Here is a 13,244-nt window from a genome sequence, read left to right as displayed (position 1 = left end):
CCGAGCGGGGCCGCGCAGTCGGGTGCCCGATCGGGCAGTCAGTTCACGCGCTGTGCGCTCGCCCCTTCATTGGCCGGACGGCCACCGATCAGGTTCTTCTCCCAGATCTCGCCGAGGGTGTACTCCTCCAGCCAGATCCGCAGCGCGGCTGGATCAGGCCGGTGGAATCGCGACGAACCGCCCTCTCGTTCGACGACGACAACCTCTTCCACGGCGAACTGGTTCATCAACGTCACCGACTGGGTCGCGATCAACACCTGACTCCGTATCGACGCCGCCCGCAACAGATCGGCGAGCTGAACGAGCGCGAACGGATGGAGACCGAGTTCGGGCTCGTCCAGCGCGACCAGAGCAGGAAGTTCAGGGTGCGACAGGAGTGTTGCCAGGCAAATGAACCGCAGTGTGCCGTCGGACATCTGGACCCCGGAAAGGACGACATCCGAGCCCTGCTGACGCCACCGAAACTGCACCCGGTGCGACTCGTCCGGTTCGAGCACAAAATCCCGCACGAAGGGCGCGACCAACTGAACCGTGGTGACAATTTGGTCGTAGGCCGCCGCGTGAGCAGGAAGATCGTGGTCGCGCAGCGCCATCAGCACAGCAGCGAGGTTGCGCCCATCCCGGTGCAGGGTCAGGTTGTCGGCCGTCGGGGTCAGCCGATTCGGCGGGGTGCCCACCGCGGCGTCATGGAAGTGAAAGGCATGACAACCATGCAGCAGTTCCAGCGCTCGGATGAAGTTGCTCTTGCCCGCGCCGTTCGCGCCGACCAGCACGTTCAACCGGCCGAGTTCGACCGACGCCGATTTGATCGAGGTGAAGCCCTCGATCTCGATCTTGCGCAACAGCCGCTCGGTCACGCGATCACTCTACGGCCGGGCGCCGCGGCCGGTCAGCCGCAGCGCCGTGCCCGGCTCAGCTCTCCGGCGGCGTCCAGCGATCCGTGCGCGCCATCCCCGCCGCCCGGCCCTTCGCGCTGATCACCAGCGCCATCTTGCGCGAAGCCTCGTCGATCATCTCGTCGCCCAGCATCGCCGCCCCGCGCTTGCCACCGGCCTCCGAGGTGAACCAGTCGTAGGCGTCCAGGATGTTCTCGGCGTGGTCGTAGTCGTTCTGGTTCGGGCTGTAGGACTCGTTCGCGGCGTCCAGCTGGCCCGGGTGCAGGACCCACTTGCCGTCGAAGCCCAGGGCGGCCGAACGGCCCGCGACCCGGCGGAAGCCGTCGACGTCCTTGATCTGCAGGTAGGGGCCGTCGATGGCCTGCACGTCGGTGGCGCGGGCGGCCATCAGGATGCGCATCAGGATGTAGTGGTAGGCGTCGCCCACGTCGTAGCCGGGGGGTTGTTCGCCGACGACCAGGGACTTCATGTTGATGGAGGCCATGAAGTCGGCCGGGCCGAAGATGATGGTCTCGATGCGGGGGCTGGCGGTGGCGATGGCGTCGACCTCGACCAGGCCCTTGGCGTTCTCGATCTGGGCCTCGATGCCGATCTTGCCGACCTCGAAGCCCATGGTCTTCTCGATCTGGGTCAGGGTCAGGTCCAGCCAGGCGATCTGGTCCGCGGTCTGGACCTTGGGCAGCATGATGCAGTCCAGGTTCGCGCCCGCGCCCTCGACCACCTCGACCACGTCGCGGTAGGTCCACTCGGTGGTCAGGTCGTTGACCCGGACCACCCTGGTCTTGCCCTCCCAGCCGCCCTCGTTCAGCGCGGCCACGATGGTCTTGCGGGCCGCCGGCTTCGCCAGCGGGGCGCAGGCGTCCTCCAGGTCCAGGAACACCTGGTCGGCTGGCAGGGTGCGGGCCTTGTCGATCATCTTCTGGCTCGAACCGGGAACGGCGAGACAGGAACGACGGGAACGCCTGCGGTCGACCACTGCGGACCTCCTTGTACCGACCAGTAACAACGCGGTGTGGCCGAATGCTGGCACGCCGATCAAGACTCGGCCACTCCGCTGAGGTCTCTCTCACAACGCGTGCGATGCTGAACCGGTGGAGACCACCCGACTGCTGGACGCGGCCCTCCGCAAAGCGGCCGCGGTGTGGATCGCCCCGCATGGCCTGCGCGCGACCCTGGTGTGGGCATTGTGGCGGGATGGCGCGGTGTGGGTCGCGGTCGGGGGTGGCGAGCAGGAAGTGCCGGGGCTGACCGACGGGGTCGGCTGCACCGTCACCGTCCGCTCGCCCAGCACGCACTCGCACCTGACCGAGGTGCCCGCCGTCGCGCACCTGGTCGAACCGGATCCGGATCTCCGCGCGGCGCTGGCCGCGGCCCGGCTGAACGCGGAACCGCGCTACACCCAGGTCTTCCGGGTCGAACCGACGTGATCGCGGTACCCGACCGCTTCGCCGCCGAGACCATCGCCAGGCAGGGCGATTCCGCGCGGCCCTGGCTGGACCGGCTGCCCGGAGTGGTGGGCGAGCTGTGCGGGTACTGGGGCGTCGAGCCGGAAGGGCCTGCCACGCACGGCGCGCAGGCGCTGGTGGTGCCGGTGCGCAGTGGCGAGGAGCGCTACGCGATCAAGGTGACCTGGCTGGACGAGGACACCCGGCACGAGGCCACCGCGTTGCAGCGCTGGGCGGGCAACGGCGCGGTCCGGCTGCTCGGCGAGGACCCCGCGCACGGCGCGATGCTGCTGGAACGCCTGGACGAGACCCGGTCGCTGGAACGGGAACCGCACGACGAGGCCTGCGGGATCATCGGCAACCTGGCCCGGCGGCTGTGGGTGCCGCCCCCGCCGAGCGTGCCCCGGCTGATCGACGAGGCGCTGCTGTGGGCCGCCGACGCGCACCACGAATGGGACCGGGTCGGCCAGCCGGTGCCGCACCGGCTGGTCGGGCGGGCGGTGCGCGCGCACATCGAGCTGACCTCCGGCGGCTACCGGCCCTCGCTGCTGCACCGCGACCTGGACTTCGCGCACGTGCTGGCCGGCCGCCGCGAACCCTGGCTGGCCATCGACCCGAAACCGATCTCCGGCGACCCGCACTACGAGCTGCTGCCGTTGCTGCGCGGCCGGTTCGCCGAACTCGGCAGCGCGGCGGGGCTGCGCAGGCGGATCGCGTTGCTGGCCGATGCCAGCGGTCTGGACCTGGCCCGTTCCCGGGAGTGGGCGCTGGCCAGGGCGGTGGACGAGTGGATCAGCGCGGTCGGCCGCGGGCCCGCCGGTCAGCAGCAGGCCGCGGTGGTGCGCACGGTCGCGGAGTGGCTGGCCGAGAGCTAGCCGGGAATCCGGATCCGGCCAGCGCCGACCTCGACCACCCCACCCCATACGGTGACCTCGGTGGCCCGGCCACCGGTCGCGGTCACTGTGCAATGCAGTTCGGACGGACGGCCCAGCCACTCGCCCTGGCGCACCAGGTATTCGGCGTGGCCGTCGGCGGGCAGCAGGCCGCGGGCCACCAGCCAGACGCCGAGGCCGAGCGCGGCCGATCCGGTCGCCGGGTCCTCGCCGCCGGTGCCGCGGAACATCCGCACGGTCGCGGTCCGGGTGGCCGGATCCCAGGCCACCGGCACGATCCCGCGGCCGACGACCGCGGCGAGCACCTGGTCCGGGCGGGCAGCGGCGGCAGGCAGTTCGGCCGGGTCGGCCAGGAAGTAGTTGAAATCCAGGCCGCAGCCCGCGATCCCGGCGGCGATCGCCGGATCGGCCGGGCGCAGGCCCAGCGCGGCGGCCAGCACGGCCGCATCCAGGTCCGCGCCGAGTTGCGGGGTGCCGCCGGTGAGCCGGGCGCCGTGTTCGTCCACCGTCACCGGCAGCAGGCCGGCGCCGCACTCCTGCGTCACGGTGCCGTGGCCGAGTACGCCGTCCCTGGCCAGCACCCAGGCGGTGCCCACGCTGGGATGTCCGGCGAAGGGCAGTTCCACCAGCGGGCTGAACGCGCGCAGCCGGTAGTCCGCGCCGGGCTGGGCAGGCGGCAGTGGGAAGGCGGTCTCGGACAGGTTCAGCTCGCGCGCGATGGCCTGCATGGCCGCCGTGCTCAGCTGCTCCGCCCCATGCACCACGGCCAGCGCGTTCCCGGCGAACGGGATGCTGGTGAACACGTCCACGAGGTCCATGCGGAGGGTCTTACCCGGTAGTGCCACAGCCCTGACGTTAGCCTGCGGTCATGGCCGGTCCGAACAGGGTTTTCGCCGCACAGCTAGCCGGTTTGACGGTCTTCGGGCCGGATGGGGAGTCCATCGGCAAGGTCCGGGACGTGGTGGTGGGCCTGCGGGTGGACCGCTCGCCGCCCCGGGTGCTCGGGCTGGTGGTGGAGTTGATCACCCGGCGCCGGATCTTCGTGCCGATGCTGCGGGTGACCTCGATCGAATCCAGCGCGGTCGCGCTGGCCACCGGCTCGGTGAACCTGCGGCACTTCCACCAGCGGCCGAACGAGGCGCTGATCATCGGCGAACTGCTGGACGCGCACGTCACGCTGCCCGACGGCGGTTCGGCCGTGGTGGTCGACGCCGGGCTGGAGCCCACCCGCACCCGGGACTGGCTGGTGCAGAAACTGGCCGTGCGCCAGCGCACCGGCAGGCTCGGGCGACGCGGACCGGTGCAGGTGCTGGCCTGGGAGAAGGTCAGCGGACTGGCCCGCGCGCAGATCGCCGAGCAGCCGCAGGGCACCCAGCAGCTGCTGGCCGTCTTCGACGGGATGCGCGCGGTGGACGTGGCCTCGGCCCTGCACGAGCTGTCCCCCAAGCGCCGGTTCGAGGTGGCCGACGCGATGGACGACGAACGGCTGGCCGATGTGATCGAGGAGCTGCCGGAGGAGGACCAGAAGTCGCTGCTGCGGCACCTCGGCGAGGAGCGGGCCGCGGACGTGCTGGAGGCGATGAACCCCGACGACGCGGCCGACCTGCTGGCCGAGCTGGACGAGACCGACAAGGACCGGCTGCTGGAGCTGATGGAGCCCGAGGAGTCCGCGCCGGTGCGCAGGCTGCTGGAGTACTCCTTCGACACCGCGGGCGGTCTGATGACCCCCGAGCCGATCGTGCTCACCCCGGACGCCACCATCGCCGAGGCGCTGGCCAGGGTGCGCAACAGCGATCTGACCCCGGCGCTGGCCAGCATGGTCTTCGTCTGCCGCCCGCCCAGCGCCACCCCCACCGGCCGCTACCTGGGCTGCGTGCACTTCCAGCGGCTGCTTCGCGAACCACCGTCGGACCTGGTGGCGGGCATGGTGGACAAGGATCTGTCCCGGCTGTCCCCGACCGCGACCCTCTCCGACGTCACCCGCTACTTCGCCGCCTACAACCTGGTGTGCGCGCCGGTGGTGGACGAGGGCGAGCACCTGCTCGGCGCGGTCACCGTGGACGACGTGCTCGACCACCTGCTGCCGCAGGACTGGCGGGAGAGCGGACTGCCCGACACCGAGGTCACCGAGGATCCGAGCACGGAGGACCGTTCCCATGCCTGAGCTGCTGCCCCGCCGCCGGCTCGACCAGCCCCGTCAGCCGCGCAGGCTGACCTTCGACGTGGACCCGGAGGCATTCGGCCGCTTCTCCGAGCGGATCGCCCGGTTCCTGGGCACCGGCACGTTCCTGTTCTGGCAGACCATGCTGGTGATCGTCTGGATCGCGATCAACCTGCTCGCGGTGTCCCTGCAATGGGACCCCTACCCGTTCATCCTGCTCAACCTGGCCTTCTCCACCCAGGCCGCCTACGCCGCGCCGCTGATCCTGCTCGCGCAGAACCGCCAGGACGACCGGGACCGGATCTCGCTGGAGGAGGACCGGGCCCGCGCCGAACGCACCAAGGCCGACACCGAGTACCTGGCCAGGGAACTGGCCGCGCTGCGCATCGCGGTGGGCGAGGTGGCCACCCGCGACTACCTGCGCGGCGAACTGGACCGGCTGCGCTCGGACCTGGCCGCGCTCAGCGGCAACGGCGAGCGCAAACCCAAGCGCGACAAGCACCGGGACAAGACCGCCGACCGGGTCCGCGAGGACCCCCGGTGGGCCGAGGATCGGGTCTAGGGCGAGGCGGCAGGTCTCGCGCTAGGCCTGGGCTCGGCGGTTCGAGGCGACCGGTAGCTCGCCGTCGGCGAGCTGGGCGCAGGTGCGGCCCAGTGAGTCCAGTTCCGCGTTGCCCAGCAAGGACACGAAGTGCTTGCTGATGCCGCTCAGGTGGGTGTCCGCGGCCGACCGTAGCCGGTCCAGGCCGCGGTCGGTGAGCACGGCGACCACCCCCCGGCCGTCGCCGTCGGCCCGCTCACGGCAGACCAGCCCGGCTCGCTCCAGGCGGTCGACCAGGCGGGTCACCCCGGAGCGGGAGAGCAGCACGGCTTCGGCCAGCTCGGTCATCCGAAGCTGGCGCTCCGGGGCCTCGGCGAGCTGGACGAGGACGTCGTAGGCGGCAAGGGACAGGCGCTGTTCGGTGATGAGCTCGGCTTCCAGCCAACGGGTGATGCGGGCGTGGGCGCGCAGGAACGCACGCCAGGTCGCCAGCTCGCTGCTGGTGGGTAATCGAGCCGTACCGGGGTCCGACACGATCCACCATGTTACGGAGAGCTGCAAACCGATCGCGGAGTGCCCCGTCAATTCGGTCTGAAAAAGTGGTGGAACCTGCCGGTGGGCGGGGTTGAACTGCCGCTGGACGTAGCATGGACGGGTGACCTCTTCACGTGTCAGCCCGTCCGTCGACGCCATCCGCGAGGCCCTGTCCCACGTCCAGGACCCGGAGATCCGGAAACCGATCACCGAGCTGGGCATGGTCAAGGACGTCGAGGTGGCCGAAGACGGGTCGGTTGACGTCTCGGTCTACCTCACGGTGGCCGGCTGCCCGATGCGCGACAAGATCACCAAGGACGTCACCGAGGCGGTGTCCGCGGTCGCGGATGTCACCGGCGTGCGGGTGCACCTGGACGTCATGAGCGACGCCCAGCGCACCGAACTGCGCAAGAGCCTGCGCGGCGGCCAGGAGGAGCCGCGCATCCCCTTCGCCGAACCGGGGTCGCTGACCAGGGTCTACTGCGTCGCCTCCGGCAAGGGCGGGGTGGGCAAGTCCAGCGTGACGGTCAACCTGGCCGCCTCGATGGCCACCAAGGGGCTCTCCGTCGGCATCGTGGACGCCGACATCTACGGCCACTCCATCCCGCGCATGCTCGGCGCCACCGGCAAGCCGACGCAGGTGGAAAAGATGATCATGCCGCCGTCCGCGCACGGCGTGAAGGTGATCTCGATCGGCATGTTCACCCCCGGCAACACCCCGGTGGTGTGGCGCGGCCCGATGCTGCACCGCGCGCTGCAGCAGTTCCTGGCCGATGTGTTCTGGGGCGACCTGGACGTGCTGCTGCTCGACCTGCCGCCGGGCACCGGCGACGTGGCCATCTCCATCGCCCAGCTGGTGCCGAACGCGGAGATCCTGGTCGTCACCACCCCGCAGCAGGCCGCAGCCGAGGTGGCCGAGCGGGCGGGCGCGATCTCGCTGCAGACCCGGCAGCGGGTGGCAGGCGTGATCGAGAACATGTCCTGGCTGGAGCTGCCCAACGGCGAGCGGATGGACGTCTTCGGCACCGGCGGCGGCCAGATCGTGGCCGACTCGCTGAGCACGGTGATCGGTTCCCCGGTGCCGCTGCTGGGTCAGGTGCCGCTGGACCCGCGGCTGCGCGAGCAGGGCGACGCGGGCGAGCCGATCGTGCTGGCCGCGCCGGAGACCGCCGCAGCCAAGGTGCTCAACGGCATCGCGGAGAAGCTGAGCGTGCGTTCCCGCGGCCTGTCCGGCCGCCTGCTCAGCGTCAGCCCGGCCGGCCGCTGAGGCCTGATCCCGGACGCGATCGTCAGGTCGCGTCCGGGTCGAACGGCGGGCGCTCGTTGTAGCCCAAGGGCCGCTGCACCGGCGGCTGGACCACCGGGGCCTGGCCGGACGCGCTGGGCGCGTGGCCGTTGGGCTTGTGCTGGTAGTCGTCTTCCAGGTCGTTCAGCAGGTGCTTGGTGACCGCGCGCCGCGGGTCGAAATCGCGGATCTTGCGCAGGTCCTCCAGCGGCTTGCGGAACTCCTCGAACTCCGGGCCGATCTCGGACTTGAGCTGCTCGCGCGCGCCGGTGGCGTACTCGCGCACCTTGCGCAGCGTCTTGCCCAGCCAGGCCGCGGCCTCCGGGAGGCGTTCCGGGCCGAGGATGAACAGGCCGGCCACGATGAGCACGAGGATCTCGGCCCACCCGATGCTCTCGAACACCCCAAGCCTCCCTAGCCCTTGCCCGACGAGCCCAGACTAGTCGGACTTGAGCGTGACGTTGAGGGTCAGTTGGCGGCCCTGCCGGGCCAGCAGCACCGGCACCGTCTCGCCGATCTTGTGCTGCTGCACCGCGACCAGCAGCTCGTCGGCGTTCTTGATGTTGCGCTCACCCAGCTTGAGGATGACGTCGCCCTCCTGGATGCCCGCGGCCGCGGCTGAGCCGTTCTGCACCACGTTCTGCACCTGGGCCCCGCTGACGGTGTTGTTCATCACCGACTTGAGGTTCAGGCCGATGTCCGGGTGCTTGACCGAGCCGCCGCGGATGAGCGCCTCGGCGATGACCTTGGCGTCGTCGATCGGGATGGCGAAGCCCAGGCCGACCGAGCCGCCACTGCGGGAGACGATCGCGGTGTTGATGCCGATCAGCGCGCCGGTGGAGTCGACCAGCGCGCCGCCGGAGTTGCCCTGGTTGATCGCGGCGTCGGTCTGCACCGCGTTGAAGACCACGTCCTCGATCCGGAACGGCCGGTTGACCGCGGAGACGATGCCCTCGCTGACCGAGCCTGCCAGGCCGAGCGGGTTGCCGATGGCGATCACCTTGTCGCCGACCTGCAGGTCACCGGACTTGCCGATCTGGGCCACGGTCAGGTTGGACACCTCGACCTTGAGCACGGCCAGGTCGTTCTTGGGGTCGCGGCCCACGATCCGGGCCGGGGCCCGCTGACTGTCGTGGAAGACGACCTCGACCTTGGCGTTCTGCGCGTTGGCCGCCATCTCGACCACGTGGTTGTTGGTGATCACGTAGCCCTTGCCGTCGATCACCACGCCGGAGCCGAGGCCGCCGCTGTCGCCGAGGCGGACCTCGATGGAGACCACCGAGGGCAGCACCTTCTTGGCCAGGCTGGCCAGCGAGCCGGGCTCGCGCTCCTTGCCGGGCGAGACCTCGGCCAGGGTGGCGTCCGGGTCGTTGAGCGGGTTGGCGCCCTCCGCGGTGAGCCTGCCGACGATCCCGCCGACCAGGCTGATCACCAGCACGAAGCCGACCAGGCCGAGCAGCGCGGCCGGGGTCAGGCGCTTGCCGAAGGCCAGTTCCCGCAGGCTGAGCCGGGCGCCGGGTCCGGTGAGCACCGGCCGCTCCGACGGCGGCGCGGCGGTGGCCGCACCGGCGGGCGGGCCGAGCACGGCGCCCGCGGCCGGATCGCGCCAGGCCGGGCCCTCGGGCTGGCCGTTGGCCGACCACAGCACCGGCTCGGGCTCGGGCCGAGGGTCGACCGGCTGCTCGCCGGGCGGACGCTGGAGCAGTTCCGGGGAGCCGGCCGGGCGGCCGAAGGCCTTGCTCAGCGCCTCGGGCGGCGGCGCGGCCAGCCGGATGCCGTTGCCCGGGGTCTCCGGACGATGCGGATCGAAGGCGCTGGGCACGCCGGTGGGGCGGCTGAACACCGCGGACTGCGCCGGGTCGACGGCGGGACGGTGCAGCGGGCGCGGTTCGAGCCGCGGCCGCTCACCCGCGCCGGGCTGACCTGTGCTGGGCTGCTGCTCGCTCATCGTGGTCGAGCCTGCCAAAGAGTTGGTGAAGTCCTCGTACGAGGAGGAAGTGTGCGATCTACCGGCCGGTCAGCTGCGCGGGAATGCCCGCGGGGACCTTGCCGATGAGGCCGCCCTGGGAGGGCTGCTGGTTGACGTCGGCGACCGGCGCGGAGGCAGCCGGGACGGCCAGGGCGAGCGCGCCGAGCATGAAGCCGGAGACGACCATGCCCGCGCCGTTGCGCACCCGGCGGTTGCCGAGTCCGAAGCGGCGCTGGCTCCCGAAGGACGGGCCCGCGCCGAACGGAGTGCTCCCACCCAGCACGGGGCCGGAACCGAAACCACTGACCGGGCGGGCGGCGGCGGCCGCGCGGGCGGCGTTGGGCCGCTGCACGGTGACGAGCTGCCCGTCCGCGGTGACCGCCAGCTCGTCCGGCATCGCCGGCAGCTCGACCTCCTGCGGGATCGCGCACAGGGAGGCCATCAGGCGGTTGGAGATCCCAGGGGTGCCCGCGGCTCGGACCGCGGCCTGGGCGCAACGCTGGGCGGAGACCTCGGCCGCGCACCGTGGGCACCTGGCCACGTGCGCGGACGCTCGGTCGTGGGCCACCGGCGACAGCTCCCCGTCGACGAACGCGACGATCGCGTCCGGGGTGAGGTGCTGTTCCGACCTGACCCAACCGCGCAGGTCCGTCATCCGTTCTCCTCCAACGAAGCGAGTTCGCGGTGCCGCTCCAGCGCCGCCTTCATTGCCTGCCGGCCCCGGTGGATCCGGCTGCGCACGGTGCCGAGCTTCACGCCCAGCGTCGCGCCGATCTCCTCGTAGGACAACCCCTCGACGTCGCAAAGAACAACAGCGGCGCGAAACTCCGGCGGAACCTCGTCCAGCGCGGCCTGCAGCTCCGGGCTGAGGTGGGTCTCCTCGTAGACCTCCTCCGGCGTGGGGCCGTCGTCGGCGATGCGGTCCTGGTCGTCCGGCAGGCCCTCCATCTTGACCCGCTGCTTGCGCCGGACCATGTCCAGGAACAGGTTGGTGGTGATCCGGTGCAGCCAGCCCTCGAAGGTGCCGGGCTTGTACGCGGTCAGGTGCCGGAAGACGCGGATGAACGTCTCCTGGGTGAGGTCTTCGGCGTCGTGCTGGTTACCGGTCAGGCGGTAGGCCAGCCGGTACACCCGGTCGGCGTGCTCGCGCACCACCTCGTCCCACGTGGGGACCTTCCACTCGGCCACCTCAGCCGGGACGGCGGTCGCCGTGCCGGTGGCCAGGCCTCTCTCCTGGGTACGCATCGTGCGGGTTGGCACCTCCTGCGGGCGGTTGCTCCGCCCTGTCGAGTCAACGCTTCGGGGTTTGTCTTTAGTTCCCAGGACGCGCCACGGGTACTTCTGGTTCACCCTCTGCTTCTTGTTCGACCTACTGTGTCCGAGGCCGGTGAGGGCGGGGTTAGAGCGAGCTGAGAACAGCCTGAGAATCCTCCGGAACCGCCGTCCGGGTGTACTTGCCCGCCGTGCACTGCCCTGATGGGCGTTCGATACGGCGCGTACACCCGCGCGGTGGGTTGCTGCCAGTAACCTTCCCGCTCGTGACACCGGAGACGCCGACCACCTCTGCATCGGCCCTGCGCGACTACGTGGAGGACTACCTCGCCGAGGACGAGGTGCTGGCCGCCGCCCGCGCCCGCGGCCGCGAACTGGGCTGTACGCCCATCGCGCCCAGCGGCGGCTCGGCGCTGCGCTTCCTCGCGGCCGCCCTGCAGGCCAGGGTGGTGGTGGAGGTCGGCACCGGCGCCGGGGTGAGCGGGGTGTGGCTGCTCCGCGGCATGGCCGCCGACGGCGTGCTGACCTCGATCGACCTGGAGCCGGAGCATCAGCGGGCGGCCCGGCGGGCGTTCGTGGCCGCCGGTGTCAGCCCCGGCCGCACCCGGCTGATCCTGGGCCAGGCCCTGGACGTGCTGCCCCGGCTCACCGACGGCGGCTACGACCTGGTGTTCGTGGACGCGGCCAAGGCCGAGTACCCGCGCTACCTGGAGGAAGGCGTCCGGCTGCTGCGGCCCGGCGGCGTCATCGCCTTCGACAACGCGCTCTGGCACGGCCGGGTGGTCGATCCGGCCTACAAGGACCCGGACACCAACGGCATGCGCGAGGTGGCCCGCCTGGTCCGCGCGGACGAACGCCTGGTCCCGGTCCTGCTCCCGCTCGGCGACGGCCTCCTGCTGGCCGCCAAGGCAGGCTGACACCCACTTGGCCCAACTCGTACGCCGAGTTGGGCCAACTTGGCGTACCACTTGGGCCAACTCGCCGTACGACAACGGCCAACTCGCCGTACGAGTTCGGCCAACACGCGCGGTTAGTCGGCTCGGACGCCCTTGCCTAGGACGACGATGCCGCCGGCGGACACGGTGTAGCGCTCGCGGTCGGCGGACAGGCTGACGCCGATGCCCGCGCCTGGGGCGACCACCACGTTCTTGTCCAGGATCGCGCCGCGGACCATCGCGCCGCGGCCGATCCGCACGCCGGGCATGAGCACGCTGCCCTGCACCTGGGCGCCGGCCTCGATGAGCACGTCGGAGCTGATCACCGAGTTGCTGACCAGGCCGGAGACGATCGAGCCCGGTCCGACGATGGACTCCTGCGCGGTGCCGCCCTGCACGAACTTGGCCGGGGCCAGCGGCGGGGTGGCGGTGCGGATGGGCCAGGCCTGGTTGTAGAGGTTGAACACCGGGTGGATGGACACCAGGTCCATGTGCGCGTCGTAGTAGGCGTCCAGGGTCCCGACGTCCCGCCAGTAGCCGCGGTCCCGGTCGGTGGCGCCGGGCACGTGGTTGTCGGCGAAGTCATAGACCGCGGCCTGGTCCCGTTCCACCAGCATGGGGATGATGTCGCCGCCCATGTCGTGGTCGGAGTCGGGGTTGGCCGAGTCCTGACGCAGTGCCTCCAGCAGCGTCTCGGTGCGGAAGATGTAGTTGCCCATCGAGGCGAAGGTGACCTCGGGGTCGTCCGGGGTGCCCGGCGGCTCGCTGGGCTTCTCCAGGAACCGGGTGATCTTGCCGCTGGCGTCGGCGTCGATGCAGCCGAATGCCTTGGCCTCCGCCCGCGGCACCCGGATGCCGGCCACGGTGACCCCGGCGCCGGATTCCACGTGCTGGCGGATCATCTGCGCCGGGTCCATCCGGTACACGTGATCGGCGCCGAAGACCACGATGTGGTCCGGCCGTTCGTCGTGCACCAGGTTCAGCGACTGGTAGATCGCGTCCGCGCTGCCGGTGTACCAGCGCGGACCGAGCCGCTGCTGGGCAGGCACCGGGGTGATGTACTGCCCGAGCACGCTGGACAACCGCCACGTGGTGGAGATGTGCCGGTCCAGGGAATGGGATTTGTACTGCGTCAGCACGCAGATCTGGGTCAGCCCGGCGTTCACCAGGTTGGACAGCACGAAGTCGATCAGGCGGTAGTTGCCGCCGAACGGCACCGCGGGTTTCGCCCGGTCCGCGGTCAGCGGGAACAACCGCTTGCCTTCCCCGCCCGCGAGCACGATTCCGAGGACGTGCGGCTGGCCTCTCACGAT

General features: G+C 71.1%; 15 protein-coding genes. 6 read left to right on the top strand and 9 right to left on the bottom strand.

The window, feature by feature from the left end; translation table 11 throughout:
* Positions 1-38: 38 nt before the first annotated feature.
* Together MZC64_RS05125 and MZC64_RS05120 are read right to left on the bottom strand one after the other, a co-directional pair.
* Positions 39-857, bottom strand: coding sequence for an AAA family ATPase (locus tag MZC64_RS05125; protein ID WP_247755868.1), 819 nt, complete (start codon positions 855-857; stop codon positions 39-41).
* Between the two features lie 55 nt (positions 858-912).
* The gene (locus MZC64_RS05120; protein ID WP_247755867.1) at positions 913-1,872 is read right to left on the bottom strand and encodes a CoA ester lyase; all 960 of its coding nucleotides are present in this window, start codon (positions 1,870-1,872) and stop codon (positions 913-915) included.
* A 115-nt stretch (positions 1,873-1,987) separates the two neighbouring features.
* On the opposite strand from MZC64_RS05120, the gene MZC64_RS05115 reads away from it, so the two are divergent.
* Entirely contained in the window at positions 1,988-2,323 is a 336-nt protein-coding gene (locus MZC64_RS05115) for a hypothetical protein (RefSeq protein WP_247755866.1), read from the top strand.
* A complete protein-coding gene (locus MZC64_RS05110; RefSeq protein WP_247755865.1) occupies positions 2,320-3,216 on the top strand; it encodes an aminoglycoside phosphotransferase family protein in 897 nt (298 codons plus the stop codon). The genes MZC64_RS05115 and MZC64_RS05110 overlap by 4 nt, the downstream gene beginning before the upstream one ends.
* On the opposite strand, the gene MZC64_RS05105 is transcribed toward MZC64_RS05110, so the two are convergent.
* Entirely contained in the window at positions 3,213-4,052 is an 840-nt protein-coding gene (locus tag MZC64_RS05105; protein ID WP_247755864.1) for a PhzF family phenazine biosynthesis protein, read from the bottom strand. The two genes, MZC64_RS05110 and MZC64_RS05105, sit on opposite strands and share 4 nt — an antisense overlap.
* 50 nt (positions 4,053-4,102) lie before the next feature.
* Between MZC64_RS05105 and MZC64_RS05100 the strand changes: the two genes are divergently transcribed.
* Positions 4,103-5,398, top strand: coding sequence for a magnesium transporter MgtE N-terminal domain-containing protein (locus MZC64_RS05100; protein ID WP_247755863.1), 1,296 nt, complete (start codon positions 4,103-4,105; stop codon positions 5,396-5,398).
* Positions 5,391-5,957 carry a DUF1003 domain-containing protein gene (locus tag MZC64_RS05095; RefSeq protein ID WP_247755862.1) on the top strand — a complete coding sequence of 189 codons (567 nt, stop codon included), beginning with the start codon at positions 5,391-5,393 and terminating at the stop codon, positions 5,955-5,957. The genes MZC64_RS05100 and MZC64_RS05095 overlap by 8 nt, the downstream gene beginning before the upstream one ends.
* A 21-nt stretch (positions 5,958-5,978) precedes the next feature.
* Here MZC64_RS05095 and MZC64_RS05090 read toward each other — a convergent pair whose 3' ends face one another.
* Positions 5,979-6,470 carry a MarR family transcriptional regulator gene (locus MZC64_RS05090; RefSeq protein ID WP_247755861.1) on the bottom strand — a complete coding sequence of 164 codons (492 nt, stop codon included), beginning with the start codon at positions 6,468-6,470 and terminating at the stop codon, positions 5,979-5,981.
* A gap of 121 nt (positions 6,471-6,591) precedes the next feature.
* Here MZC64_RS05090 and MZC64_RS05085 point away from each other — a divergent pair, with 121 nt between their 5' ends.
* Positions 6,592-7,737 carry an Mrp/NBP35 family ATP-binding protein gene (locus tag MZC64_RS05085; protein WP_247755860.1) on the top strand — a complete coding sequence of 382 codons (1,146 nt, stop codon included), beginning with the start codon at positions 6,592-6,594 and terminating at the stop codon, positions 7,735-7,737.
* A 22-nt stretch (positions 7,738-7,759) separates the two neighbouring features.
* Here MZC64_RS05085 and MZC64_RS05080 read toward each other — a convergent pair whose 3' ends face one another.
* From MZC64_RS05080 to sigE, 4 genes are read right to left on the bottom strand one after another with little or no spacing between them, the layout of a single operon-like run.
* On the bottom strand, positions 7,760-8,158 hold the full coding sequence (locus MZC64_RS05080; RefSeq protein ID WP_247755859.1) for a sec-independent translocase: 399 nt from the start codon (positions 8,156-8,158) through the stop codon (positions 7,760-7,762).
* A 36-nt stretch (positions 8,159-8,194) separates the two neighbouring features.
* A complete protein-coding gene (locus MZC64_RS05075; protein WP_247755858.1) occupies positions 8,195-9,703 on the bottom strand; it encodes a S1C family serine protease in 1,509 nt (502 codons plus the stop codon).
* 58 nt (positions 9,704-9,761) lie between these two features.
* Positions 9,762-10,379 carry an anti-sigma factor gene (locus MZC64_RS05070; RefSeq protein ID WP_247755857.1) on the bottom strand — a complete coding sequence of 206 codons (618 nt, stop codon included), beginning with the start codon at positions 10,377-10,379 and terminating at the stop codon, positions 9,762-9,764.
* Positions 10,376-10,969, bottom strand: coding sequence for an RNA polymerase sigma factor SigE (gene sigE, locus MZC64_RS05065; protein WP_185000052.1), 594 nt, complete (start codon positions 10,967-10,969; stop codon positions 10,376-10,378). The genes MZC64_RS05070 and sigE overlap by 4 nt, the downstream gene beginning before the upstream one ends.
* Positions 10,970-11,262: 293 nt before the next feature.
* On the opposite strand from sigE, the gene MZC64_RS05060 reads away from it, so the two are divergent.
* Positions 11,263-11,913 carry an O-methyltransferase gene (locus MZC64_RS05060; protein ID WP_247755856.1) on the top strand — a complete coding sequence of 217 codons (651 nt, stop codon included), beginning with the start codon at positions 11,263-11,265 and terminating at the stop codon, positions 11,911-11,913.
* A 113-nt stretch (positions 11,914-12,026) separates the two neighbouring features.
* Here MZC64_RS05060 and glgC read toward each other — a convergent pair whose 3' ends face one another.
* A complete protein-coding gene (gene glgC, locus MZC64_RS05055; protein ID WP_247755855.1) occupies positions 12,027-13,241 on the bottom strand; it encodes a glucose-1-phosphate adenylyltransferase in 1,215 nt (404 codons plus the stop codon).
* Positions 13,242-13,244: the final 3 nt, after the last annotated feature.

Source organism: Crossiella sp. S99.2 (assembly GCF_023094165.1).
In the GTDB taxonomy this organism is placed as follows: domain Bacteria; phylum Actinomycetota; class Actinomycetes; order Mycobacteriales; family Pseudonocardiaceae; genus Crossiella.
This window is presented reverse-complemented; position numbering and strand designations above follow the sequence as displayed.

Excerpts from the sequence above, each read along its gene's own strand:
- sigE (WP_185000052.1), bottom strand. The coding sequence starts at position 10,969 with ATGCGTACCCAGGAGAGAGGCCTGGCCACCGGCACGGCGACCGCCGTC.
- MZC64_RS05105 (WP_247755864.1), bottom strand. The coding sequence starts at position 4,052 with ATGGACCTCGTGGACGTGTTCACCAGCATCCCGTTCGCCGGGAACGCG.
- MZC64_RS05100 (WP_247755863.1), top strand. The coding sequence starts at position 4,103 with ATGGCCGGTCCGAACAGGGTTTTCGCCGCACAGCTAGCCGGTTTGACG.
- MZC64_RS05070 (WP_247755857.1), bottom strand. The coding sequence starts at position 10,379 with ATGACGGACCTGCGCGGTTGGGTCAGGTCGGAACAGCACCTCACCCCG.
- MZC64_RS05095 (WP_247755862.1), top strand. The coding sequence starts at position 5,391 with ATGCCTGAGCTGCTGCCCCGCCGCCGGCTCGACCAGCCCCGTCAGCCG.
- MZC64_RS05075 (WP_247755858.1), bottom strand. The coding sequence starts at position 9,703 with ATGAGCGAGCAGCAGCCCAGCACAGGTCAGCCCGGCGCGGGTGAGCGG.